The sequence below is a fragment of the Citrobacter sp. ABFQG genome (genome assembly GCF_004322975.1).
GTDB lineage: Bacteria > Pseudomonadota > Gammaproteobacteria > Enterobacterales > Enterobacteriaceae > Citrobacter > Citrobacter freundii.
The window spans coordinates 1,914,317-1,937,677 of the sequence record NZ_CP036435.1; the positions used below are offsets into that span (position 1 = coordinate 1,914,317).

At 51.6% G+C, this 23,361-nt stretch carries 21 protein-coding genes; 11 read left to right on the forward strand and 10 right to left on the reverse strand.

What is annotated here, in order from left to right; all coding sequences use genetic code 11:
* Positions 1 to 92: 92 nt before the first annotated feature.
* From cyoE to WN16_RS09235, 7 genes are all read right to left on the reverse strand, one after another.
* The gene (cyoE, locus tag WN16_RS09205; protein ID WP_003835956.1) at positions 93 to 983 is read right to left on the reverse strand and encodes a heme o synthase; all 891 of its coding nucleotides are present in this window, start codon (positions 981 to 983) and stop codon (positions 93 to 95) included.
* A gap of 11 nt (positions 984 to 994) precedes the next feature.
* Complete coding sequence (locus WN16_RS09210) at positions 995 to 1,324, reverse strand: cytochrome o ubiquinol oxidase subunit IV (RefSeq protein ID WP_044699360.1); 330 nt, start codon at positions 1,322 to 1,324, stop codon at positions 995 to 997.
* A complete protein-coding gene (locus tag WN16_RS09215) occupies positions 1,324 to 1,938 on the reverse strand; it encodes a cytochrome o ubiquinol oxidase subunit III (RefSeq protein WP_003831007.1) in 615 nt (204 codons plus the stop codon). The genes WN16_RS09210 and WN16_RS09215 overlap by 1 nt, the downstream gene beginning before the upstream one ends.
* Complete coding sequence (gene cyoB / locus WN16_RS09220; RefSeq protein ID WP_003021610.1) at positions 1,928 to 3,919, reverse strand: cytochrome o ubiquinol oxidase subunit I; 1,992 nt, start codon at positions 3,917 to 3,919, stop codon at positions 1,928 to 1,930. The genes WN16_RS09215 and cyoB overlap by 11 nt, the downstream gene beginning before the upstream one ends.
* 19 nt (positions 3,920 to 3,938) lie before the next feature.
* Positions 3,939 to 4,886: a cytochrome o ubiquinol oxidase subunit II gene (cyoA, locus tag WN16_RS09225; protein WP_003021613.1), complete on the reverse strand. Its 948-nt coding sequence runs from the start codon at positions 4,884 to 4,886 to the stop codon at positions 3,939 to 3,941.
* Positions 4,887 to 5,344: 458 nt separating this feature from the next.
* Positions 5,345 to 6,820, reverse strand: a complete 1,476-nt coding sequence (gene ampG, locus WN16_RS09230; protein WP_016149701.1) for a muropeptide MFS transporter AmpG — start codon at positions 6,818 to 6,820, stop codon at positions 5,345 to 5,347.
* A gap of 44 nt (positions 6,821 to 6,864) precedes the next feature.
* Entirely contained in the window at positions 6,865 to 7,443 is a 579-nt protein-coding gene (locus WN16_RS09235) for a lipoprotein (RefSeq protein WP_003021617.1), read from the reverse strand.
* 305 nt (positions 7,444 to 7,748) lie between these two features.
* Between WN16_RS09235 and bolA the strand changes: the two genes are divergently transcribed.
* The 9 genes from bolA (at position 7,749) to fadM (ending at position 18,164) form a co-directional block, all read left to right on the forward strand.
* The gene (gene bolA, locus WN16_RS09245; RefSeq protein WP_003021619.1) at positions 7,749 to 8,066 is read left to right on the forward strand and encodes a transcriptional regulator BolA; all 318 of its coding nucleotides are present in this window, start codon (positions 7,749 to 7,751) and stop codon (positions 8,064 to 8,066) included.
* A 343-nt stretch (positions 8,067 to 8,409) separates the two neighbouring features.
* Positions 8,410 to 9,708, forward strand: a complete 1,299-nt coding sequence (gene tig, locus WN16_RS09255; RefSeq protein ID WP_003021622.1) for a trigger factor — start codon at positions 8,410 to 8,412, stop codon at positions 9,706 to 9,708.
* A gap of 247 nt (positions 9,709 to 9,955) precedes the next feature.
* Positions 9,956 to 10,579, forward strand: coding sequence for an ATP-dependent Clp endopeptidase proteolytic subunit ClpP (gene clpP, locus WN16_RS09260; RefSeq protein WP_003021624.1), 624 nt, complete (start codon positions 9,956 to 9,958; stop codon positions 10,577 to 10,579).
* Between the two features lie 126 nt (positions 10,580 to 10,705).
* Positions 10,706 to 11,980, forward strand: coding sequence for an ATP-dependent protease ATP-binding subunit ClpX (gene clpX / locus WN16_RS09265; protein ID WP_003831013.1), 1,275 nt, complete (start codon positions 10,706 to 10,708; stop codon positions 11,978 to 11,980).
* Between the two features lie 184 nt (positions 11,981 to 12,164).
* On the forward strand, positions 12,165 to 14,519 hold the full coding sequence (lon, locus tag WN16_RS09270; protein WP_003021627.1) for an endopeptidase La: 2,355 nt from the start codon (positions 12,165 to 12,167) through the stop codon (positions 14,517 to 14,519).
* Positions 14,520 to 14,727: 208 nt separating this feature from the next.
* Complete coding sequence (hupB, locus tag WN16_RS09275) at positions 14,728 to 15,000, forward strand: nucleoid-associated protein HU-beta (RefSeq protein ID WP_003021629.1); 273 nt, start codon at positions 14,728 to 14,730, stop codon at positions 14,998 to 15,000.
* Positions 15,001 to 15,267: 267 nt separating this feature from the next.
* Positions 15,268 to 17,142, forward strand: a complete 1,875-nt coding sequence (gene ppiD / locus WN16_RS09280) for a peptidylprolyl isomerase (RefSeq protein ID WP_016149702.1) — start codon at positions 15,268 to 15,270, stop codon at positions 17,140 to 17,142.
* A gap of 146 nt (positions 17,143 to 17,288) precedes the next feature.
* Positions 17,289 to 17,663 (forward strand): helix-hairpin-helix domain-containing protein, encoded by a 375-nt coding sequence (locus WN16_RS09285; protein WP_003021633.1) that lies wholly within the window; start codon positions 17,289 to 17,291, stop codon positions 17,661 to 17,663.
* 102 nt (positions 17,664 to 17,765) lie between these two features.
* Complete coding sequence (fadM, locus tag WN16_RS09290) at positions 17,766 to 18,164, forward strand: long-chain acyl-CoA thioesterase FadM (protein WP_003021636.1); 399 nt, start codon at positions 17,766 to 17,768, stop codon at positions 18,162 to 18,164.
* 117 nt (positions 18,165 to 18,281) lie between these two features.
* Here fadM and queC read toward each other — a convergent pair whose 3' ends face one another.
* Both queC and WN16_RS09300 read right to left on the reverse strand, forming a co-directional pair.
* On the reverse strand, positions 18,282 to 18,977 hold the full coding sequence (queC, locus tag WN16_RS09295; protein WP_003835948.1) for a 7-cyano-7-deazaguanine synthase QueC: 696 nt from the start codon (positions 18,975 to 18,977) through the stop codon (positions 18,282 to 18,284).
* 65 nt (positions 18,978 to 19,042) lie between these two features.
* Complete coding sequence (locus WN16_RS09300) at positions 19,043 to 20,743, reverse strand: SgrR family transcriptional regulator (RefSeq protein ID WP_088169107.1); 1,701 nt, start codon at positions 20,741 to 20,743, stop codon at positions 19,043 to 19,045.
* 100 nt (positions 20,744 to 20,843) lie between these two features.
* On the opposite strand from WN16_RS09300, the gene cof reads away from it, so the two are divergent.
* Entirely contained in the window at positions 20,844 to 21,662 is an 819-nt protein-coding gene (gene cof, locus WN16_RS09310) for an HMP-PP phosphatase (protein WP_003021643.1), read from the forward strand.
* Positions 21,663 to 21,712: 50 nt separating this feature from the next.
* Here the strand turns inward: cof and WN16_RS09315 are convergent, their stop codons facing one another.
* Complete coding sequence (locus WN16_RS09315) at positions 21,713 to 22,768, reverse strand: PLP-dependent cysteine synthase family protein (protein WP_219619315.1); 1,056 nt, start codon at positions 22,766 to 22,768, stop codon at positions 21,713 to 21,715.
* Between the two features lie 116 nt (positions 22,769 to 22,884).
* Between WN16_RS09315 and WN16_RS09320 the strand changes: the two genes are divergently transcribed.
* Positions 22,885 to 23,343, forward strand: coding sequence for an Lrp/AsnC family transcriptional regulator (locus WN16_RS09320; protein WP_003021649.1), 459 nt, complete (start codon positions 22,885 to 22,887; stop codon positions 23,341 to 23,343).
* The last annotated feature ends 18 nt before the right edge of the window (positions 23,344 to 23,361 follow it).

A 23,361-nucleotide genomic window follows, 5' to 3' on the forward strand; every position in this document is an offset into this window, starting at 1 on the left:
CACGTATCTTATCCGGCCTACAAGCAATGTGCTTTTTTGTAGGCCGGATAAGGCGTCAGCCGCCATCCGGCATAGAAGATGTGACGATTAACTTACCAGACGTAAGTCAGCAGGTTCTGCGAGTTTGGCACCATAAAGTCGACGGACATCATCACGGAAAGCGCGGTAATGGCGATGATGGAGAAACCGAACAGCTTGCGCGCCCAGACTTTGTCATCTTCCACTTTATAACCGCGCAGCGCCATGCCCAACCACCAGACGCTCACCGCCGCAGCAACAATCAGGTATTTATAACCTGCATAGCCGCCCAAGGTTAGCATCAGCGTGGCGATAGCAAATGCGATGATATACAGCGTAATATGGTTTTTCGCGACGGAAATACCTTTCACCACCGGCAGTACCGGGATGTTGGCAGCCTGATAATCCTTAAAGCGGAAAATCGCAATCGCGTAAGAGTGCGGCATCTGCCACAGGCTGAAAATAGCCAGCAGAATCAGCGCACCGCTATCGAACTCACCGGTTACGGCGCAGTAGCCAATCACCGGCGGCGCAGCGCCGGAGAGTGAGCCAATCAGCGTGCCATAAACGGAATGGCGCTTCATGTACAGGCTATAGACGCCCACATAGACCACGAAGCCCATTACCCCCAGCCAACAAGCCAGAGGGTTCGCGCCAAACCACAGCAGCATAAAGCCAGCAATACCCAGCAGGGTGGCGTATACCAGCGAGACCGCAGGGGAAATCAGACCTTTAACCAGCACGCGGTTTTTGGTCCTCTCCATCTTCCTGTCGATATCCCTGTCGATGTAGTTGTTAAATACACAACCCGACGCCACAACCAGTGACACCCCAACCAGCGTGTAGATAAACAGGGGATAATCAATGCTGCCTTTCGAGGCCAGCAGGAACCCCCCAATCACCGAGATCAGGTTGCCAAAGATGATGCCTGGTTTCGTTACTTGCAGGTATTGCTTAAACATCATAATCGCCGCTCTTAGTGCATCATCATGTTGTAGTTAAGGTTCCACATAATCCAGATGGAGCCCACAACCAGGATGGCGATGATTAGCACAGTAAAGACAAAGGCCGTCATGTTCCAACCTTCATCAGATTTGCTATTCATGTGCAGGAAGCACACCAGGTGCACCAGAATCTGTACCACTGCCATTGCCAGAACAGTTCCCAGAATGACGGCCGGAGAGGCAGAACCTGTCATCACCATCCAGAACGGAATGACCGTCAGGATGATCGACAGGATAAAACCTGTCATGTAGGTTTTTACGCTGCCATGGGATGCGCCGCCGCTCTCGTTAGCATGACTCATTACATCGCCCCCATCAGATAAACAACAGTGAACACACAGATCCATACCACATCCAGGAAGTGCCAGAACAGGCTCAGGCACATGATGCGGGTACGGTTAGTACTGGTCAGGCCGCGACGAGCGACTTGCACCATCAGAACCGCCATCCAGATAAGACCGGAGGTGACGTGCAGACCGTGCGTGCCGACCAGCGCGAAGAACGCAGACAGGAAACCGCTACGATCCGGGCCCATGCCGTTAACAATCAGGTGATGGAATTCATAGAGTTCCATCCCGATGAATCCGGCACCGAACAAGAAGGTCAACGCCAGCCAGGAGATAACCTGGCTCTTGTTGTTCTTGTACATGGCAATCGCTGCCATGCCGTAAGTAATGGAGCTGAATAACAGCAGGAATGTTTCAACCAGAACGAACGGCAGTTCAAAAATGTCTTTACCTGTTGGGCCACCTGCGGTGCCGTTCACCAGAACGGCATAGGTTGCAAACAGAATAGAGAACAGAATGCAGTCGCTCATCAGGTAGACCCAGAATCCGAAGATCTTGGTCTGGCCTGCATCGTGGTGCCCGTGTTCGTGCGCGTGGGCAGTCGCGTGCGTTAAAGTATCAGTTGCCATTTTTCAGCCCTGCCTTAGTAATCTCATCGAAATGCTGGTTTTCCAGTTTTTCGACTTCCGGGACCGGCACGTAGTAATCGACGTCTTCATCAAAGCTTTTCACAATCCAGCTGATGATCATGCCTGCGAAGCTTGCAATCGCCAGCCACCAGATATGCCAGATCATGGCGAAACCAAACAGTGTTGCGAAGGCGGTAATGACGATACCGGCACCGCTGTTCTTCGGCATATGAATTTCTTCATAGTGCGCAGGCTGCTTGTACGCTTCACCTTTTTCTTTCATTTCCCAGAAGGCATCACGCTCGTGAACGTGCGGCACAACGGCAAAGTTATAGAACGGAGGCGGGGAAGAGGTTGCCCACTCCAGCGTACGACCACCCCATGGGTCACCGGTCAGGTCACGATTCTGCTCGCGGTCGCGAATAGAGACGTAAATCTGAATCAGCTGGCACAGGATACCCAGTGCAATCAGCGCGGCACCGCAGGCGGCAACGACCAGCATCGGATGGAACTGTGGGTCAATCTGCTGGCTGAGACGACGGGTCATACCCATGAAGCCCAGCACGTACAGCGGCATAAATGCCACGAAGAAGCCGATGATCCAGAACCAGAATGCGCGTTTACCCCAGGTTTCGTTCAGCGTGAAGCCAAACGCTTTTGGCCACCAGTAGGTCATACCTGCGAAGCAGCCAAATACGACGCCGCCGATAATAACGTTATGGAAGTGCGCAATCAGGAACAGACTGTTGTGCAGTACGAAGTCTGCGCCCGGAACCGCCAACAGTACGCCGGTCATGCCGCCGACTGAGAAGGTCACGATAAAGCCAATCGTCCACAGCATCGCTGAGTGGAATACGATACGGCCCTGATACATGGTGAACAGCCAGTTGAAGATCTTCACCCCGGTCGGGATGGCGATAATCATGGTGGTAATACCGAAGAAGGCGTTTACGTTAGCGCCTGCACCCATGGTGAAGAAGTGGTGCAGCCAAACAACGAACGACAGAACGGTGATACACACGGTTGCCCACACCAGCGAGGTGTAACCAAACAGACGTTTACGTGAGAAGGTTGCTGCGATTTCGGAGAACACCCCGAAGACCGGCAGAACCAGGATGTACACTTCCGGATGGCCCCAGGCCCAAATCAGGTTGATGTACATCATCATGTTGCCGCCCATATCGTTGGTAAAGAAATGGGTACCCAGATAGCGATCCAGGGTCAGCAACGCGACGGTAACCGTCAGGATTGGGAAAGAGGCGATAATCAGGATGTTCGCGCACAGAGACGCCCAGCTGAATACCGGCATCTTGAACATGGTCATTCCTGGTGCACGCATCTTAATGATGGTCACAAAGAAGTTGATACCGGTCAGGGTTGTACCAATACCGGACAACTGGACTGCCCATATCCAATAATCGACCCCGACGCTTGGACTGTACTCTATTCCCGAGAGCGGCGGATACGCCAGCCAACCGGTCTGCGCGAATTCACCCACGCCCAGAGACAGGTTAACCAGGATTACGCCGACAACGGTGAACCAGAAGCTCAGGTTGTTCAGGAACGGGAATGCAACGTCACGTGCACCGATCTGCAGTGGAACCACCAGGTTCATCAGACCGATAACAAATGGCATTGCCACGAAGAAGATCATAATCACGCCGTGAGCCGTGAAGATCTGATCGTAGTGGTGAGGAGGCAGGAAGCCCGCTTCACCCGCAGAAGCCAGCGCTTGCTGACTACGCATCATGATGGCGTCGGCAAAGCCACGAATCAACATGACGATTGCAACAATGACATACATGATGCCAAGGCGTTTGTGGTCAACCGAAGTCAGCCACTCTTTCCACAGGTAGGTCCACTTACCGAAGTAAGTGATTAGGCCCAGTAAGGCCGCACCACCGATGATAATGGCAGCGATCGTAACCATGACAATGGGTTCATGGAACGGCACTGCATCCAGCGTCAATTTTCCGAACATCGTATTCTTCCTCGGCCCCTTAGTGAGCGGATTCCGCGTGGCTCATGTCCATGCCTTCCATGCCTTCGTGTGCGTTGTGCTCACCTTCGGGTTGGGTCATGTCCATGCTCTTACCGTGAGCCATAAATTTGTTAATAACATCTTTAAACAAATCGGGTTTCACGTTGGAGAAGTATTCCACCTGGTTGTATTCGCTTGGCACAGCCACTTTCTCGAACGCAGCCATGTCGCTCATGGTGTTCGTGGACTGTTTAGCTTTAGCAACCCATTGGTCGAATTCGGCGCGGTCCTTTGTTGCGATAGCCTTGAACTTCATACCGGAGAAGCCTGGTCCGCTATAGCTTGCGGAGATACCATCATAAGTACCGACTTCGTTGGCGATCAGATGCAGTCGAGTCTGCATACCGGCCATGGCATAAATTTGGCTACCCAGACGCGGGATAAAGAAGGAGTTCATCACGGAGTTGGATGTCACTTTGAACTCAACCGGAGTATTCGCCGGGAAGGCGATTTCATTCACGGTAGCGATACCCTGTTCCGGATAGATGAAGAACCATTTCCAGTCCATGGAAACCACTTCGATGGTAATGGGCTTCTCGTCATGCGCCAGCGGTTTGCTTGGCTCAAGAGCGTGAGTGGTTTTCCAGGTCAAAACGGCAAGGAAAATGATGATTAAGATCGGCACCGTCCAGACCACAGCTTCCACTTTATTGGAGTGTGACCAGTTCGGGCTGTACTTCGCATCTTTATTGCTTGCACGATACTTCCAGGCAAAACCAACAGCCATCAAGATGGCAGGAATAACGACAATCAACATCAGGCCAAATGCCGTCAGTATCAGTGAACGTTGTTCCAGTCCAATCTGTCCTTTAGGGTCAAGCAGCGCAGAATTACAGCCACTGAGTAACGCAGTGCCTGCAATTAATGACAACCATCCCAAACTTTTATTGTATTTCCTGAGTCTCATTTAACGACCTCAATTCCACGGGACCGGGTGGCGTTTAAAGTGTGAGGGCATTTTACGGGAAGGTTACATTACTGTAAACATCCTTGGATCTGTGTTACTGGGTTCTGCCGTGCATGTCACATATGTTGCAATATATGTCGCTTTGACTTTAAGAACCTGTTGCAACACCACGTTATAACGAAAGCAGGCAGGTGGGGGACAGGCTGAGGGCAATTGGTATAACCAATACGAAAATAAAACAATTGTTTAACAATTGATTATCAATAAAAAGACAATTTGGGAACAAAAAATAAATCTGTAGTGGCTGAATCGAGTAAGGAAAATAAAATATATAAAAGGCGTCAATAATTTCCAAATTCTTTGGCGCACAAAATAACAAATATTATTTTTATCAATTGTTGTTTATTTAGCCGTTATAATTACGCAAGGTGATTACAACGGCTTATTAATACGGTTTTTTACGCCAGACGGTTTTTGCGCAGAGCCAGATAATCCAACAATCCGCCAAAAATCACCCCGCAGACCGCGACCGCCACCGAGACTTCAAGCAGTTCCGGCAGGAAGGAGAAGTTGGTGTAATCCAGCGCATTCATGGTTAACAGCAGCAGCCAAGCCAGCAGCAGGCAGCAGCCCACTACCAACGTCATTAATGCCAGACTGTACGCTCCACGAAATTCCGTACGCGGAATAAAGCTTTCATTTTGCCAGCTATGTTCCAGGGTCTGGCGACATACCAGCAGCAGTATGAGGCCGGGGATCGCTGCAAACACGGAGAACAGATAAAATGTCGGCCAGCCGTGTGCTTCGACAAACCAACCTGCTACCGGGCCAACATAAACGCGACCAACGGCTGAAAGCGCGGAGAGCAGGGCGAACTGGGTCGCTGAGAAGGACTTATTGCACAGCGTCATTAATAAAGCGACAAACGCCGCTGTGCCCATTCCGCCACACAGGTTTTCAAAGAAGACGGCAGCCGCCATACTGAACATGTGTTTGTCAGTGATGGACAATAGCCAGTAGCCTGCATTTGACGCCCCTTGCAGAATGCCAAATATCAGCAATGCGCGGAACAGCGAAAGGCGCTGCATCAGGATCCCGCCGTACAATGCACCAACGATGGTTGCCAGAAGCCCGAGCGTTTTATTCACCACACCAACCTCACCCGCATCAAATCCAACGCCGCGGATCAAAAAGGTGGTGGTCAGGCTCATGGCGAAGGCATCCCCGAGCTTATACAGCACAATAAGCAGCAGGATAAGCCAGGCGTTGTTACGACCAAAGAAGTCGCGCAGCGGAGCCGCAACCGCCTGTTCCAGCGTTTTAGGTACCGGAATGGTGTCAGTCGGTTCAGGTGCTAACAGGGTGGCGATGATACAAGGAATCAACAGCGCTGCCATCAGCCAGTACATCCCTTGCCAGCCCAGCCAGCGATCGGCCATCCACAGGGCCAGTCCGCCTGAAACCAGCATCCCTAATCGATAGCCCAGCACGCTGATAGCAGCGCCGGTGCCGCGCTCTTCTGCGGGCAACACGTCGGTTTTCCAGGCATCAAAGACGATATCCTGCGAGGCCGAGCAAAAAGCGATCACCACTGCGAGTGCGGCCATCCAGCGTAACTGTGTGCCAGGCTCCAGAAAGCCCATCGCGGCGATAGAAATTAACAACAGCACCTGGGTCGCCAGCAGCCAGCCGCGACGTCGACCTAAAAACGGTGGCGTGTAACGGTCCATCAACGGGGACCAGAGAAACTTAAATACGTAGGCCTGACCTACCAGGGAAAAGAAACCGATGGTTTTAAGATCGATATTCTCGACCGTCATCCACGCCTGAAGCGTACCGGAGGTGAGTGCGAGCGGTAAACCGGAGGCGAACCCCAGAATAAGCAGGATAGCTGAGCGTGGTTGCTGAAAAATACGTAAGTAATGACTGGACATGGGCTTCTATAGGCCCGACGAACGCCGGGCCATATGGGCAGAAATTAACGAGCGTTCTGCTTGATGAAATCGTGAACGCTGGTGTCCTGAGACATATCAGCGATGGTGTCGGTCAGCACGCTGTTAACGGCGTCAGCGATATTTTTGTTAGAGGCCTGCAGTGCGCCTTCAACAGAATAGCTTGCGCGGTAGTTTTTGGTCATCTTGTTGCCGTTAGCAGCGGTCGCAATGATGGCGATATCTGCTTTGGTGGCAATGTTATAGCGCACGCTACCCTGAGACACGTCAGCGTACAGCTGGCTAACAATGATTTGCAGGTTTACAGCGCCGTTTGGTCCAATCATATAACCGCGTGCGGTCATCTGTTTTTCCAGTACTTCTTGCAGCAGGAAGCGCAGATCGCGGGACGCAGTCAGCGTAACCAGTTGGTTGTCGCGGGTGACTTTTGCCAGCGCTTGATCCTGACGCTGGTCGGCACCGTTGATGCTAACGGTCACGCCCATCAGGCTTGGGTCCTGCTGTGGCAGGGTAATTTTCGGGGAGACTTCAATAGTGGTCGGCGGCGTTGCGCATCCAGCTAACATGAACATCGCGACTAACGGGAAGAGGATTTTTTTAAACATGCCAGGGCTCTCAGCGAATCTAAATTGTATGGTTGGAGAAAATTCCCGCCATCATAACATCGCCAACGATGAGGGGAAGTGGGTAACGCATGTAAATTCATTGTGTTGTCCGTTTTATGACTTGGTGGAGACCATAAACGGACTTTTTGCAATAAAACGAAGTGAGGATTCAGTGAACTTCATCCGTTTGGCTGAGAAAATCAGACAAGCGCTAATTTTTTGTTGCTAAGGTGTAATGAAAACGGTAAAAGCGGCTAGTATTTAAAGGGATGGGTGACATCTCAGCGTTGTCGGAGGAAAATTTCATGATGATTCGTGAGCAAATAGAAGAAAAATTAAGGGCAGCGTTCGAACCCGTGTTCCTCGAAGTTGTGGATGAAAGCTATCGTCACAATGTCCCGGCTGGTTCTGAAAGCCACTTTAAGGTTGTGCTGGTTAGCGATCGCTTTACAGGTGAACGTTTTCTTAATCGTCATCGGATGATTTACAGCACGTTAACGGCGGAGCTTTCCACAACCGTTCACGCACTTGCCCTGCATACCTACACCATTAAGGAGTGGGAAGCGTTGCAGGATACGATTTTTGCATCGCCTCCGTGTCGTGGGGCGGGAAGCATCGCGTAAAACGGATTTGCAACAACCGACGCTTTTCCAGTATGTTGCTACAGATTATGTGAAAACGGCCTGCGGGCCGTTTTGTTTTGTCTGAATTCTGGGGTAGTCGTACAGTATTCAGACAAAAATTAGCCGGGAATTGTGAAAAAAGCCGCAGCAACGCGCGATAACCGTTCTCGACTCATAAAAGTGATGCCGCTATAATGCGCGTCTTATTTTTCGGAATGTCTTCGGGATGATTCTGACGACAGGGAATGTGATTGCTTATGAGAACATCCCAGTTCCGCGAAGCCAACAACCTGTGCTTGCGGAGAAGAGTTGACCGAGCACTGTGATTTTTTGAGGTAACAAGATGCAAGTTTCAGTTGAAACCACTCAAGGCCTTGGCCGCCGTGTAACGATTACTATCGCTGCTGACAGCATCGAGACCGCTGTGAAAAGCGAGCTGGTCAACGTAGCGAAGAAAGTGCGTATTGACGGTTTCCGCAAAGGAAAAGTACCGATGAATGTTGTTGCTCAGCGTTATGGCGCATCTGTTCGCCAGGACGTTCTGGGCGACCTGATGAGCCGCAACTTCGTTGACGCGATCATCAAAGAAAAAATCAATCCGGCTGGCGCACCGAACTACGTTCCGGGCGAATACAAACTGGGTGAAGATTTTACTTACGCGGTAGAGTTCGAAGTTTACCCGGAAGTTGAGCTGACTGGTCTGGAAGCAATCGAAGTTGAAAAACCGGTTGTTGAAGTCACCGACGCTGACGTTGACGTGATGCTGGATACCCTGCGTAAGCAGCAGGCTACCTGGAAAGACAAAGACGGCGCTGCTGATGCAGAAGACCGTGTAACCATCGACTTCACCGGTTCTGTAGACGGCGAAGAGTTCGAAGGCGGCAAAGCGTCTGACTTCGTACTGGCGATGGGCCAGGGTCGTATGATCCCAGGCTTTGAAGAAGGCGTTAAAGGCCACAAAGCTGGCGAAGAGTTCACTATCGACGTGACTTTCCCGGAAGAGTACCACGCTGAAAACCTGAAAGGTAAAGCCGCTAAGTTCGTTATCAACCTGAAGAAAGTTGAAGAACGCGAACTGCCGGAACTGACTGAAGAATTCATCAAACGTTTCGGCGTTGAAGATGGTTCCGTAGCAGGTCTGCGCGCTGAAGTACGCAAAAACATGGAACGCGAGCTGAAAGGCGCTGTGCGTAACCGCGTTAAGTCTCAGGCGATCGAAGGTCTGGTAAAAGCTAACGACATCGACGTTCCGGCTGCGCTGATCGACAGCGAAATCGACGTTCTGCGTCGTCAGGCTGCACAGCGTTTCGGCGGCAACGAGAAACAAGCTCTGGAACTGCCGCGTGAACTGTTCGAAGAACAGGCTAAGCGTCGCGTAGTTGTTGGTCTGCTGCTGGGCGAAGTGATTCGCACCAACGAACTGAAAGCTGACGAAGATCGCGTTAAAGGCCTGATCGAAGAGATGGCTTCTGCTTACGAAGATCCGAAAGAAGTGGTTGAGTTCTACAGCAAAAATAAAGAGCTGATGGACAACATGCGTAACGTCGCTCTGGAAGAGCAGGCTGTTGAAGCCGTTCTGGCGAAAGCGAAAGTGACTGAAAAAGCCACTTCCTTCAACGAGCTGATGAACCAGCAGGCGTAATTCGTCGCTTTTTTAGCACGAATTTCGTACGCAAGCCCGTCACCTTTTGGTGGCGGGTTTTTTTTTGTCACGCATTTTGCATGGGAAGAGTGCGAAAACAGCGTTTCAGTGTTAGCGTTACAACAAAAGATTGTTATGCTTGAATTATGGCGATGTCGTACCCATTACTGAGGGACTAGCTGATAATCCGTCCATAAGGTTACAATCAGCACAGCAGGTTTTTTCAAATTTTATCCAGGAGACGGAAATGTCATACAGCGGCGAACGAGATAACTTTGCACCCCATATGGCGCTGGTGCCGATGGTCATTGAACAGACCTCACGTGGTGAGCGCTCTTTTGATATCTATTCTCGTCTACTTAAGGAACGCGTCATTTTTCTGACCGGCCAGGTCGAAGACCATATGGCTAACCTGATCGTGGCGCAGATGCTGTTCCTGGAAGCAGAAAACCCAGAAAAAGATATCTACCTGTACATCAACTCCCCTGGTGGAGTGATCACTGCCGGGATGTCTATCTATGACACCATGCAGTTTATTAAGCCGGACGTCAGCACCATTTGTATGGGCCAGGCGGCCTCAATGGGGGCGTTCCTGCTGACCGCCGGGGCGAAAGGCAAACGTTTTTGCCTGCCTAACTCTCGCGTCATGATCCACCAGCCTCTGGGCGGTTACCAGGGCCAGGCAACGGATATTGAAATTCATGCCCGTGAAATCCTGAAGGTAAAAGGGCGCATGAACGAACTTATGGCGCATCATACGGGTCAATCTCTTGAGCAGATTGAACGTGATACCGAGCGCGATCGCTTCCTCTCCGCTTCTGAAGCGGTAGAGTACGGTCTGGTCGACTCGATTTTGACCCATCGTAATTAATGCCCAGTGCGCAGGTGTGCCGCTATAATTACCTGGAGCGGCACAACGCTGACTAGCGTCTTGCGCCTGAGAATGGCATTTGCGTCGTCGTGTGCGGCACAAAGAACAAAGAAGAGGTTTTGACCCATGACAGATAAACGCAAAGATGGCTCGGGCAAATTGTTGTACTGCTCTTTTTGCGGCAAAAGCCAGCATGAAGTGCGTAAGCTGATTGCCGGACCATCCGTGTATATCTGCGACGAATGTGTTGATTTATGTAACGACATCATTCGCGAAGAGATTAAGGAAGTAGCACCGCACCGTGAACGCAGTGCGCTGCCGACGCCACATGAAATTCGCAACCACCTGGACGATTACGTTATCGGTCAGGAGCAGGCGAAGAAAGTGCTGGCGGTCGCGGTATACAACCATTACAAACGTCTGCGCAACGGCGACACCAGCAATGGGGTTGAGTTGGGCAAAAGTAACATCCTGCTGATTGGTCCGACGGGTTCCGGTAAAACGCTGCTGGCTGAAACGCTGGCGCGCCTGCTGGACGTTCCGTTCACTATGGCCGACGCCACCACGCTGACCGAAGCCGGTTATGTGGGTGAAGATGTTGAAAATATTATTCAGAAACTGTTGCAGAAGTGCGATTACGACGTGCAGAAAGCACAGCGTGGGATCGTCTATATCGATGAAATCGACAAGATTTCTCGTAAGTCTGACAACCCGTCCATTACCCGTGACGTTTCCGGCGAAGGCGTACAGCAGGCGCTGTTGAAACTGATCGAAGGTACGGTTGCCGCCGTTCCGCCGCAGGGTGGTCGTAAACATCCTCAGCAGGAATTCCTGCAGGTTGATACCTCCAAGATCCTGTTTATCTGCGGTGGTGCATTTGCCGGTCTGGATAAAGTGATTGCTAACCGTGTTGAAACTGGCTCCGGCATTGGTTTTGGCGCAACGGTAAAAGCGCAGTCTGATAAAGCCAGCGAAGGTGAACTGCTGTCGCAGGTCGAACCGGAAGATCTGATCAAATTTGGTCTGATCCCTGAGTTCATCGGTCGTCTGCCGGTTGTGGCAACCCTGAGCGAACTGAGTGAAGAAGCGCTGATTCAGATCCTCAAAGAGCCGAAAAATGCCCTGACCAAGCAGTACCAGGCGTTGTTCAATCTTGAAGGTGTTGATCTGGAGTTCCGTGAGGAAGCGCTGGATGCGATCGCCAAGAAAGCGATGGCGCGTAAAACCGGTGCCCGTGGTCTGCGTTCTATCGTCGAAGCCGCGCTGCTCGACACCATGTACGATCTGCCTTCTATGGAAGACGTCGAAAAAGTGGTGATCGACGAGTCGGTGATTGGCGGCCAGAGCAAGCCATTGCTGATTTACGGTAAGCCGGAAGCACAACAGGCATCTGGCGAATAATTCATCAATTCATACAGACATTTAATTAAAAAGGGGGGATTTTATCTCCCCTTTTATTTTTCCGTAAACATGGCGTTGAATGTGTGGGAAACATCCCCATATACTGACATACATGTTAAAGGTGGTGTGAAGCACAGTCGTACCACCTGATTACCTGGCGGAAACTAAACTAAGAGAGAGCTCTATGAATCCTGAGCGTTCTGAACGCATTGAAATCCCCGTATTGCCGTTGCGCGATGTGGTGGTTTATCCGCACATGGTCATACCCTTATTTGTAGGGCGGGAAAAATCTATCCGTTGTCTGGAAGCGGCTATGGACCATGATAAAAAAATCATGCTGGTCGCACAGAAAGAAGCGTCAACGGATGAGCCGGGTGTAAACGATCTTTTCACCGTCGGGACCGTGGCCTCTATTTTGCAGATGCTGAAACTGCCTGACGGCACCGTAAAAGTGCTGGTCGAGGGGTTACAGCGCGCGCGTATTTCAGCGCTGTCTGACAACGGCGAGCACTTCTCTGCGAAAGCAGAGTACCTTGACTCGCCTGCTATTGATGAGCGCGAACAGGAAGTGCTGGTGCGTACTGCTATCAGCCAGTTTGAAGGCTACATCAAGCTGAACAAGAAAATCCCACCAGAAGTGCTGACGTCGCTGAACAGCATCGACGATCCTGCACGTCTGGCGGACACCATCGCAGCGCACATGCCGCTGAAGCTGGCTGACAAACAGTCCGTGCTGGAGATGTCCGACGTTAACGAACGTCTGGAATATCTGATGGCGATGATGGAGTCTGAAATCGATCTGCTGCAGGTTGAGAAACGCATTCGCAACCGCGTGAAAAAGCAGATGGAAAAATCCCAGCGTGAGTACTATCTGAACGAGCAGATGAAAGCTATTCAGAAAGAGCTCGGCGAGATGGACGATGCGCCGGACGAAAACGAAGCGCTGAAGCGTAAGATCGACGCGGCGAAAATGCCGAAAGAGGCAAAAGAGAAAGCGGAAGCGGAACTGCAGAAGCTGAAAATGATGTCTCCGATGTCGGCGGAAGCGACCGTAGTGCGTGGCTACATCGACTGGATGGTTCAGGTACCGTGGAATGCGCGTAGCAAGGTCAAAAAAGACCTGCGTCAGGCGCAGGAAATCCTCGATACCGACCATTACGGTCTGGAACGCGTCAAAGATCGTATCCTTGAGTATCTCGCGGTCCAAAGCCGTGTGAATAAAATCAAGGGGCCGATCCTGTGTCTGGTTGGGCCGCCGGGGGTAGGTAAAACTTCTCTGGGGCAGTCCATCGCCAAGGCGACCGGGCGTAAATACATCCGTATGGCGCTGGGCGGCGTGCGTGATGAGGCTGAAATTCGCGGTCACCGCCGGACCTATATCGGTTCTATGCCGGGTAAACTGATCCAGAAAATGGCTAAAGTGGGTGTTAAAAACCCGCTGTTTCTGCTTGATGAGATCGACAAAATGTCTTCCGACATGCGTGGCGATCCGGCTTCCGCACTGCTTGAGGTGCTGGATCCAGAGCAGAACGTGGCGTTCAGCGATCACTACCTGGAAGTGGACTACGATCTCAGCGACGTGATGTTCGTTGCGACCTCTAACTCCATGAATATTCCGGCGCCGTTGCTGGATCGTATGGAAGTGATCCGTCTGTCCGGTTATACCGAAGACGAGAAGCTGAATATTGCAAAACGTCACCTGTTGCCGAAACAGATTGAGCGTAACGCGCTGAAAAAAGGTGAGCTGACGGTCGACGATAGCGCCATTGTAGGCATTATTCGTTACTACACCCGTGAAGCGGGCGTGCGTAGTCTGGAGCGCGAAATCTCCAAACTGTGCCGTAAAGCGGTGAAACAGCTGTTGCTCGACAAGTCGCTGAAACATATCGAGATCAATGGCGATAATCTGCACGACTATCTGGGCGTACAGCGCTTTGATTATGGCCGCGCGGACAACGAAAACCGCGTTGGTCAGGTAACCGGCCTGGCGTGGACGGAAGTGGGCGGCGATCTGTTGACCATCGAAACCGCCTGCGTACCGGGTAAAGGTAAGCTGACCTACACCGGTTCTCTGGGTGAAGTCATGCAGGAATCTATTCAGGCTGCACTGACCGTGGTACGTGCGCGTGCGGAAAAACTGGGTATTAATCCGGACTTTTACGAAAAACGCGACATTCACGTTCACGTACCTGAAGGAGCGACGCCGAAAGATGGCCCAAGTGCGGGTATTGCCATGTGTACCGCGCTGGTTTCTTGTCTTACCGGTAACCCGGTTCGCGCCGACGTGGCGATGACCGGCGAGATCACCCTGCGTGGTCAGGTTCTGCCAATCGGTGGTTTGAAAGAAAAACTGCTGGCGGCACACCGTGGCGGTATTAAAACGGTCTTAATTCCTGATGAGAACAAACGTGACCTGGAAGAGATTCCGGATAACGTAATTGCCGATCTGGACATCCATCCGGTGAAACGCATTGAGGAAGTTCTGGCTCTTGCGTTGCAAAATGAACCCTCTGGAATGCAGGTTGTGACGGCAAAATAGTGACCTCGCGCAAAGAGCATTAATAAAAACAGGGCTGGCAGGCCATTTCGGGCTTGCCAGCCTTTTTTTGTATAGCTAATTTAGATGACGGATTAGGCTTGCCATCATTAACGGGTGTTGTAAGGGCATGGCAGGCCTGATATAACTGCTGCGCGGTCGCACTTTGAAGGATTCAGGTGCGATATAAATTATAAAGAGGAAGAGAAGAGTGAATAAATCTCAACTGATCGACAAAATTGCTGCAGGGGCTGATATCTCTAAAGCTGCGGCTGGACGTGCGTTAGATGCAATTATTGCTTCTGTTACCGAATCTCTGAAAGAAGGTGATGACGTAGCGCTGGTAGGTTTTGGTACTTTTGCCGTTAAAGAGCGTGCTGCCCGTACTGGTCGCAACCCGCAAACAGGTAAAGAGATCACCATTGCCGCGGCTAAAGTACCGGGCTTCCGTGCAGGTAAAGCACTGAAAGACGCGGTAAACTAAGTGATTTCCCCTTTGGGGATGTGACGAAGTACAAGGGCGCATCGACTGATGTGCCTTTTTTATTTGTAATTCCGGTACTTTCTACGTGTTGTGGGCTGACAATTACCCCTGTTTCTTGTCACAATAGGCCTTTGTGCGCAGCGTTCAGGAAACGCTATGCTGCGTGAAGCATATATACTCAAAATCCTTGCCGCCGTTGTTGTGTCAACGCGCAGGCGGCTTTAGAGATAACGCGTATAGTCATCTACAGCGGAGTGTGGTTACACCATGATGGACAGCTTACGCACGGCTGCTAACAGTCTCGTGCTCAAGATTATTTTCGGTATCATTATCGTGTCGTTCATTTTGACCGGCGTGAGTGGTTACCTGATTGGCGGGGGCAATAACTTCGCCGCCAAAGTGAATGGCCAGGAGATCAGCCGCGGGCAGTTCGAGAATGCGTTCAACAGCGAACGTAACCGCATGCAGCAACAGCTGGGCGATCAATACTCCGAGCTGGCCGCGAACGAAGGTTACATGAAAACGCTGCGTCAGCAGGTGCTGAATCGTCTTGTTGACGAAGCGCTGCTGGATCAGTATTCCCGCGAGCTTAAGCTCAACATCAGCGACGATCAGATTAAACAGGCTATTTTTGCCACGCCTGCTTTCCAGGTCGACGGTAAATTTGATAACAACCGCTATAACGCAATTGTTAATCAGATGGGCATGACCGCAGACCAGTACGCTCAGGCATTACGTAATCAGCTTACTACCCAGCAGCTGATTAACGGCGTTGCCGGTACGGACTTTATGCTGAAAGGCGAAACGGACGAACTGGCGGCGCTGGTCGCACAGCAGCGGATCGTGCGCGAGGCGACGATTGACGTTAACGCACTGGCCGCGAAGCAGTCTGTTACCGAGCAGGAAGTTGCCAGCTACTACGAGCAGAATAAAAACAACTTTATGACGCCGGAACAGTTCCGCGTGAGCTATATCAAGCTGGATGCTGCTGCTATGCAGGAGACGGCCAGCGATGCTGATATTCAGTCTTACTATGACCAGCATCAGGATCAGTTCACTCAGCCGCAGCGTAACCGCTATAGCATCATTCAGACCAAAACTGAAGATGAAGCCAAAGCGGTACTGGACGAGCTAAATAAAGGCGGTGACTTTGCTGCGCTGGCGAAAGAAAAATCTGCCGATATCATCTCTGCCCGTAAAGGCGGCGATATGGGATGGCTGGAAGATTCCACCACCCCGGATGAGCTGAAAAATGCCGGTCTGAAAGAAAAAGGCCAACTGTCTGGCGTAATTAAGTCTTCCGTTGGTTTCCTCGTTGCGCGTCTTGACGACGTACAGCCTGCACAGGTTAAACCGCTGAGCGAAGCCCGTGACGACATTGCGGCAAAAGTGAAGCAGGAAAAAGCGCTGGATGCCTACTATGCGCTGCAACAGAAAGTCAGCGATGCGGCCAGCAACGATAACGAATCTCTGGCGGGTGCAGAGCAGGCAGCAGGTATGAAAGCGGTTGAAACGGGCTGGTTTAGCCGTGACAGCCTGCCGGAAGAACTGAATTTCAAACCAGTCGCTGATATCATTTTCAATGGTGGTCTGGTTGGCGAGAACGGTACACCTGGCAGTAACTCCGATATCATCACCGTGGATGGCGATCGCGCGTTCGTGCTGCGTATTGCAGAGCACAAAGCTGAAGCCGTGAAGCCACTGGCTGAAGTGAAAGAGCAGGTAACTGCGCTCGTTAAGCACAATAAAGCAGAGCAGCAGGCGAAGCTTGATGCCGATAAACTGCTGGCGGATCTGAAAGCCGGTAAAGGCGATGAAGCGATGAAAGCTGCGGGTCTGAGCTTTGGCGAGGCAAAAACGCTGAGCCGTACGGGTCAGGATCCGTTGAGCCAGGCTGCCTTTGGTCTGAGCCTGCCGGCGAAAGACAAGCCGAGCTACGGCGTAGCGAACGACATGCAGGGTAACGTTGTTCTGTTGGCGCTGGACGAGGTGAAAGCCGGTTCTATGCCTGAAGCGCAGAAGAAAGCGATGGTTCAGGGGATCACTCAGAACAACGCGCAGATTGTCTTCGAAGCGCTGATGAGCAACCTGCGTAAAGCCGCAAAAATTAAAATCGGTGATGCGCTGGAACAGCAGCAATAACCGAGGCAGTTCGCAAAAAATTGCAAAAAGTTGTATCTACCAAAGGCCGCTTTCGCGGCCTTTTCCATTTCTGATATTTGCCATTTGTCTGCCGTTCTGCACCTCGCTATCGTGATTCCACTGTTAACAAACAAGGAGAAAACAGTATGAAACATGGAATCAAAGCCCTGCTTATCACTCTTTCATTGACCTGCGCCGGTATGGCCCAAACTGCATTGGCGGCTGAGCCTGTCGCCAAAAGCCAGGCGACACAAACCAAAGCGGAAAACTCAGGGGCGGCACAAAGCAAAGCCACACTGCCCGCTAAAGCAAGCGACGATGAAGGCACCAGGGTAAGCATCAACAGCGCTTCAGCGGAGGATTTAGCGCGAGTCATGAATGGCGTAGGTCTGAAGAAAGCGCAGGCGATTGTGAGCTATCGTGAGGAGTACGGACCGTTTAAAACGGTGGAGGATTTAAAGCAGGTACCGGGTATGGGCAGTTCGCTGGTGGAGCGTAATTTGGCAGTTTTAACACTTTAATAACTTGCACAGCGCTGAAAATTTGCCAGACTAGAGAGGTCATACCAGTTATGGCCTCACTACCCTGAATATATTCTTATAAAAACGTAAGGTTCCTGCGCTATGCAAACACAAATCAAAGTCCGTGGTTTTCATCTTGATGTCTATCAGCACGTCAACAACGCCCGCTATCTCGAGTTTTTGGAAGAAGCCCGCTGGGATGGTCTGGAAAACAGCGACAGCTTTCAATGGATGACTGCACACAACATCGCTTTTGTGGTCGTGAATATAAATATTAACTACCGTCGTCCAGCGGTGCTAAGCGACCTGCTGACCATCACTAGTCAGGTGCAACAGCTAAATGGCAAAAGTGGGGTGTTAAACCAGACAATTACCCTGGAGCCGGAAGGGCAGGTAGTGGCTGACGCGTTGATTACCTTCGTCTGTATTGATTTGAAAACGCAAAAAGCGCTGCCGTTGGAAGGGGAGTTACGCGAAAAACTGGAGCAGATGGTGCAGTAGCTCAACGTTGCCTGATGGCGCTTCGCTTATCAGGCCTACGGGCGTTATTGTGTACGATGAATGCTGTCGGTAGGCCGGATAAGGCGTTTACGCCGCCATCCGGCACTATTCGCTCAATTATTTCAGTCCGGTTTTCTGCTTCATTGCCGCCATCACTCCCGGTTTATCCGCCAGATAATGGTTCAGGCCGTTGGCACGCAGATTACACGCCGCACAGTGACCGCAACCGTCACCTTTGATGCCGTTATAGCAGGTTAGTGTTTCTTCGCGTACCAGGTCCAGCTTGCCCCAGTAATCAGCCAGCGCCCAGGTTTCGGCTTTATCGATCCACATCAGTGGGGTTTCAAAGCGAATATCTTTCGCCATCCCCAGGCTTACGGCATGGTTCAGGGCTTTGACGAACTCATCGCGACAGTCCGGGTATCCAGAGAAATCCGTTTCACAAACGCCGGTAATGACTGCCTCTGCCTGCACCTGGTACGCGTAAATTGCTGCCAGCGTTAAGAACAGAATATTGCGTCCTGGCACAAAGGTATTGGGAATGCCGTTCGCATCCGGTTCGTAATCGGGTACCGGAATATTATCGCGGGTCAGGCTGCTGACAGCCAGTTCACTGAGCAGCGTGACATCAAGCACTTTGTGCGCGCGTGCGCCAAGTTTTAAGGCCAGGTCACGTGCGACATCAATCTCAGCGCGATGGCGCTGACCATAATCAAAGGTCACGCAGTGCACTTCATCATACTGATGCAGCGCTTGCGCCAGACAAGTCGTGGAGTCCTGACCTCCACTGAATACAACAACGGCACGTTTCATGGCTTTTCCTGACAAAATAACGAAGCCCTTATGGTAGCGCCTGGGCGTGTCGCCGACCAGCTTCTTCACGCTGAAGGAGGTGGCAGCCAGGCTTCGGTAAACTCAAACCAGCCACGAGGATTCAGGCGTACGCCGTTCACCCCTGGTGGCGCGCTGATGCGATAGTGATAATTGAACAGAGGCGTCAGGGTAGCGTCATGCATTAGCGTGGCGAAAACTTGTTGTAAAGCCGCGTGGCGATCGTCCTCATCGGCCTGGATTTGTAGGGCATCCAGGGTCGTTTGCAAATGTGTGTATGCTGGTGCATTCAATACATGTGACCAGAGCTGATCGCAGCGCAACCACTGTTCGAGAGTATATTCAGGTGCTTCACCAATCAGCCTGTCGCCCATCATCAGGTCGGCCTGGGCTAGGGGATGATTGCCATCCCAGTTTTTAGCATTATGAAAAATAAGCGTTAATTCACAGCCGAGCAGAGCCAACGCATGGCAAAGCTGTTCAGCCATAGCGTGAAGTTCTACCGGTAGATGATAAGCCAGCGTCAGCTTTTCCGGTAATGCCACCTCGTCGAGTTCATCCCATTGCGGGATACTCCATCCGGGCAGCAGTGCATTGCTTGGCGTGATCAGATTTTCATCCACTTCAAGCGTTTGTAGCAGGGAAGAACGGTGGATAATATCGACCAGTCGACGAGCCTGCTGCGTATTCAGGCGCGCGCTTTTTCTGAGTGTGAGATAGCAAAAACCAAGGCTGATCCCGCTGCTTACCTGGCTTAGCATAGGTAACTCTTCGGGTTTACCAATCGCAATTTGCACCGGATGGCGGCAGCTGGTGCCCAAATCCTGGGAGAAGAGCTGCGGGGTTATCCAGTATTCAATGGCTTTTAGCAGCGGATGACTGAGGTGGTAGTGATCGTGACTCTCGATACGCACCAGCTCAGGAGTAAACAGTGTCAACCGGAACGGGCCGGTACCCACAAACGGGTGCTCAGGATGCGCCAGGTGACTGCTGTAGCTCGCCAGACGGTGCGCCAGCCAGAAGTCGGGACGATGCAGAATAAAGGTCAGACACTGGGGATGCGTCACTTCAATGCGCTTTACGCTGATAAACAGCTTATTCAGCGCAGGTAACTCTAACAGCTTCAGCAACTGTTGATGTAGCTGTGTGCTGCTTACCGTATCGCCGTTATGCCAATGCAGGGTGGAACGAATATAGAAATCCCAGCGCAGGCCGTCAGCGGAGATATTCCAGTGGTGGGCTAAGTCTCCACAGGGACGTTGCGTAGTGCTGTCAAATCGGGTCAGGCCAGAGAAAACTTGTCCAGCAAGGTGTTGCTCCGCGCGACCGGGGAGAAATCCAGGGTGCAAAGGGTCAAGCGGGCGGTAATAGGGGATACGCAGGGTTGGCGTGTCGTTTTGCCATTGGCCGCCCATAAACGGCTGTAGCAACGTTCTTAATTCTCCCGGTGCTAACTGAGCCAGTTCCAGCGCGCTAAGCTGTTCTCCCTTTTGCAGCGCCTGTTCCATCATGGTGTTGCGTAGGGAATCCGGCGTCACCAAAAAGCGTAATTGCCCGCGTTTCCCACGCCCAGACTGGGCGTGCCACTCCAGCCAGCCAGCATCCTGCGCTTGCTTCAGCAGGGTACGCACGTGGCGCTCACTGCAAAAACAGCGTTCGGCCAGTTCCCCGACGGTCACCGACTGCGGTTCGCCGTTCGAAGGCTGCCACAGGCGTTGGTACTGGTTCAGGCGATTCAACAATCTCATATAAACCCGGAACAATTCATTTTATCTATTCACTATTACTTCCGTATATCTCAGGTGATACTGAATCACAAGTTAACCGCGTCACAGTGTGGAGAAAGAAATGGCTCGTCTGGCTGCATTTGATATGGATGGCACCCTTTTGATGCCGAATCACCATTTAGGTGACGAAACGCTTTCAACGCTGGCGCGCCTGCGTGAACGCGATATCACCCTGACATTTGCCACTGGCCGCCATGTGCTGGAAATGCGCCACATTTTGGGTTCTATTTCATTGGACGCCTTTTTGATCACCGGTAACGGCACGCGCATTCACTCTCTTGAGGGCGATGTGTTGCACCGTCAGGATCTGGATCCGAATGTTGCGGATATCGTGTTACATCAGAAATGGGATACCACCGCCAGCATGCATGTCTTTAATGACAACGGTTGGTTTACCGGACAAGAGATCCCCTCGCTGCTACAGGCGCATGTGTATAGCGGATTTCGCTACCAGATCGTCGATGTGAAACGTATTCCGGCTCATCAGGTAACGAAGATCTGTTTCTGCGGCGATCATGAGTCTCTGATCCAGTTGCGCATTCAACTGAATGAAGCGCTGGGAGAACAGGCGAATCTCTGTTTCTCCGCGGTTGATTGCCTTGAGGTACTACCGCTGGGCTGTAACAAAGGATCCGCGCTGGCGGTATTGAGTGACCACTTAGGATATTCAATGTCCGAGTGTATGGCGTTTGGCGATGCTATGAACGATCGCGAAATGTTAGGCAGCGTTGGGCGCGGCCTGATTATGGGTAACGCAATGCCGCAACTGATGGCTGAACTGCCTCATTTATCGGTGATTGGACATTGCCGTAATCAGGCGGTGTCACACTTTTTGACGCATTGGCTGGACAATCCGCATCTACCTTATTCCCCCGAATGAGAGATCCCTTCCAGCAAGCCAGACTTCGCGTCTGGCTTTTTTTTGTCTGCTTAGTGTGTATTCAGCAACTGGGCAAGTTCCGCTTTCCACGGCGTTAAATCACCGATGTGTGCGTCAACCCATTGCGGGTTGTAGTAGGTTTCCAGATAGCGTTCACCGCTGTCGCAGAGCAGCGTCACCAGTGAACCGGTTTCTCCGGCATTGCGCATGCGCGCGGCAAGTTGCAGCGTTCCCCACATGTTGGTGCCGGTTGAGGCGCCGACTTTACGACCCAACTGCGTTTCCAGCCAGTGCGCGGTAGCCACGCTGGCGGCATCCGGCACGCGCAGCATTTCATCGACCACATCAGGAATGAAAGAGGGTTCTACGCGCGGACGCCCGATACCTTCAATTTTGCTTCCTACCGGGCTGCGCAATGTCGCATCGCGATACTGCCAGAAGGGCAGAAAAACCGAATTCTCCGGATCCACTACCATCAGGCGAGTATCGTAGCCCTGACAGCGGATATAGCGGCCAATGGTTGCTGAGGTGCCGCCGGTGCCGGCGCTCATCACGATATGGCGGGGAACGGGATTGGGCTCGCACTGCATCTGACGAAAGATGCTGTCGGCAATATTATTATTGCCACGCCAGTCGGTGGCGCGCTCAGCATAAGTGAACTGGTCCATGTAATGACCGTTCAGTTCACGCGCCAATTGTTCAGAGGCCGCGTAGATTTCGCAGGCGCTTTGCACGAAATGACAGCGACCGCCGTAAAATTCAATCTGTTCAACTTTACGTTTCGCCGTACAGGAAGGCATGACGGCAATAAACGGCAGCCCTAACAGTCGAGCGAAATAAGCCTCAGATACCGCCGTTGAACCGGACGATGATTCAATGATGGTGGTGCCTTCTTTGATCCAGCCATTGCACAATCCGTACAGAAACAGTGAGCGCGCCAGACGATGCTTCAGGCTCCCGGTCGGATGCGTGCTCTCATCTTTTAAATAGATCTGAATGCCAGGAAACGCCGGTAGCGACAGACGAATGAGATGCGTATCTGCAGAACGCTGATAATCCGCGTTGATTTCATTGATGGCGTTTTTAACCCAGGAGCTATTCATCATTAATAGATATCCGTTTGTCATTTTGTGCCCAGAATAGCGAAAAGCACGGAAAAAATTGTTGCCATTTAGCCTTTAAAATAGAATGTAAGTAGAAAATTCTTCTCTGTGGAGTGGATATGCTAGACAAAATTGACCGTAAGCTGCTTGGCTTACTGCAACAGGACTGCACCCTTTCTTTGCAGGCGTTAGCAGATGCCGTTAATCTGACTACCACTCCCTGTTGGAAACGCCTCAAACGGCTCGAGGATGACGGTGTTCTGCTGGGCAGAGTCGCCTTGCTGGATCCGGAAAAACTGGGGCTGGGCTTAACCGCGTTTGTGCTGATCAAAACTCAGCATCACAGCAGCGAATGGTATTGCCGCTTTGTCACTGAAGTGACCGGAATGCCCGAGGTTCTGGGGTTCTGGCGTATGGCAGGGGAGTATGATTACCTGATGCGAGTGCAGGTCGCTGATATGAAAAGCTACGATGAATTTTATAAGCGCCTGGTGAACAGCGTACCGGGCCTGTCTGACGTCACCTCCAGCTTTGCTATGGAACAGATTAAATACACAACTGCTCTCCCTATTGAATAATTCTCCCGGCGCTTATTG

Coding starts and splice junctions, on each gene's coding strand:
- cyoE (WP_003835956.1), bottom strand. CDS start 983: ATGATGTTTAAGCAATACCTGCAAGTAACGAAACCAGGCATCATCTTT.
- WN16_RS09210 (WP_044699360.1), bottom strand. CDS start 1,324: ATGAGTCATGCTAACGAGAGCGGCGGCGCATCCCATGGCAGCGTAAAA.
- WN16_RS09215 (WP_003831007.1), bottom strand. CDS start 1,938: ATGGCAACTGATACTTTAACGCACGCGACTGCCCACGCGCACGAACAC.
- cyoB (WP_003021610.1), bottom strand. CDS start 3,919: ATGTTCGGAAAATTGACGCTGGATGCAGTGCCGTTCCATGAACCCATT.
- cyoA (WP_003021613.1), bottom strand. CDS start 4,886: ATGAGACTCAGGAAATACAATAAAAGTTTGGGATGGTTGTCATTAATT.
- ampG (WP_016149701.1), bottom strand. CDS start 6,820: ATGTCCAGTCATTACTTACGTATTTTTCAGCAACCACGCTCAGCTATC.
- WN16_RS09235 (WP_003021617.1), bottom strand. CDS start 7,443: ATGTTTAAAAAAATCCTCTTCCCGTTAGTCGCGATGTTCATGTTAGCT.
- bolA (WP_003021619.1), top strand. CDS start 7,749: ATGATGATTCGTGAGCAAATAGAAGAAAAATTAAGGGCAGCGTTCGAA.
- tig (WP_003021622.1), top strand. CDS start 8,410: ATGCAAGTTTCAGTTGAAACCACTCAAGGCCTTGGCCGCCGTGTAACG.
- clpP (WP_003021624.1), top strand. CDS start 9,956: ATGTCATACAGCGGCGAACGAGATAACTTTGCACCCCATATGGCGCTG.
- clpX (WP_003831013.1), top strand. CDS start 10,706: ATGACAGATAAACGCAAAGATGGCTCGGGCAAATTGTTGTACTGCTCT.
- lon (WP_003021627.1), top strand. CDS start 12,165: ATGAATCCTGAGCGTTCTGAACGCATTGAAATCCCCGTATTGCCGTTG.
- ppiD (WP_016149702.1), top strand. CDS start 15,268: ATGATGGACAGCTTACGCACGGCTGCTAACAGTCTCGTGCTCAAGATT.
- WN16_RS09285 (WP_003021633.1), top strand. CDS start 17,289: ATGAAACATGGAATCAAAGCCCTGCTTATCACTCTTTCATTGACCTGC.
- fadM (WP_003021636.1), top strand. CDS start 17,766: ATGCAAACACAAATCAAAGTCCGTGGTTTTCATCTTGATGTCTATCAG.
- queC (WP_003835948.1), bottom strand. CDS start 18,977: ATGAAACGTGCCGTTGTTGTATTCAGTGGAGGTCAGGACTCCACGACT.
- WN16_RS09300 (WP_088169107.1), bottom strand. CDS start 20,743: ATGAGATTGTTGAATCGCCTGAACCAGTACCAACGCCTGTGGCAGCCT.
- cof (WP_003021643.1), top strand. CDS start 20,844: ATGGCTCGTCTGGCTGCATTTGATATGGATGGCACCCTTTTGATGCCG.
- WN16_RS09315 (WP_219619315.1), bottom strand. CDS start 22,768: ATGATGAATAGCTCCTGGGTTAAAAACGCCATCAATGAAATCAACGCG.
- WN16_RS09320 (WP_003021649.1), top strand. CDS start 22,885: ATGCTAGACAAAATTGACCGTAAGCTGCTTGGCTTACTGCAACAGGAC.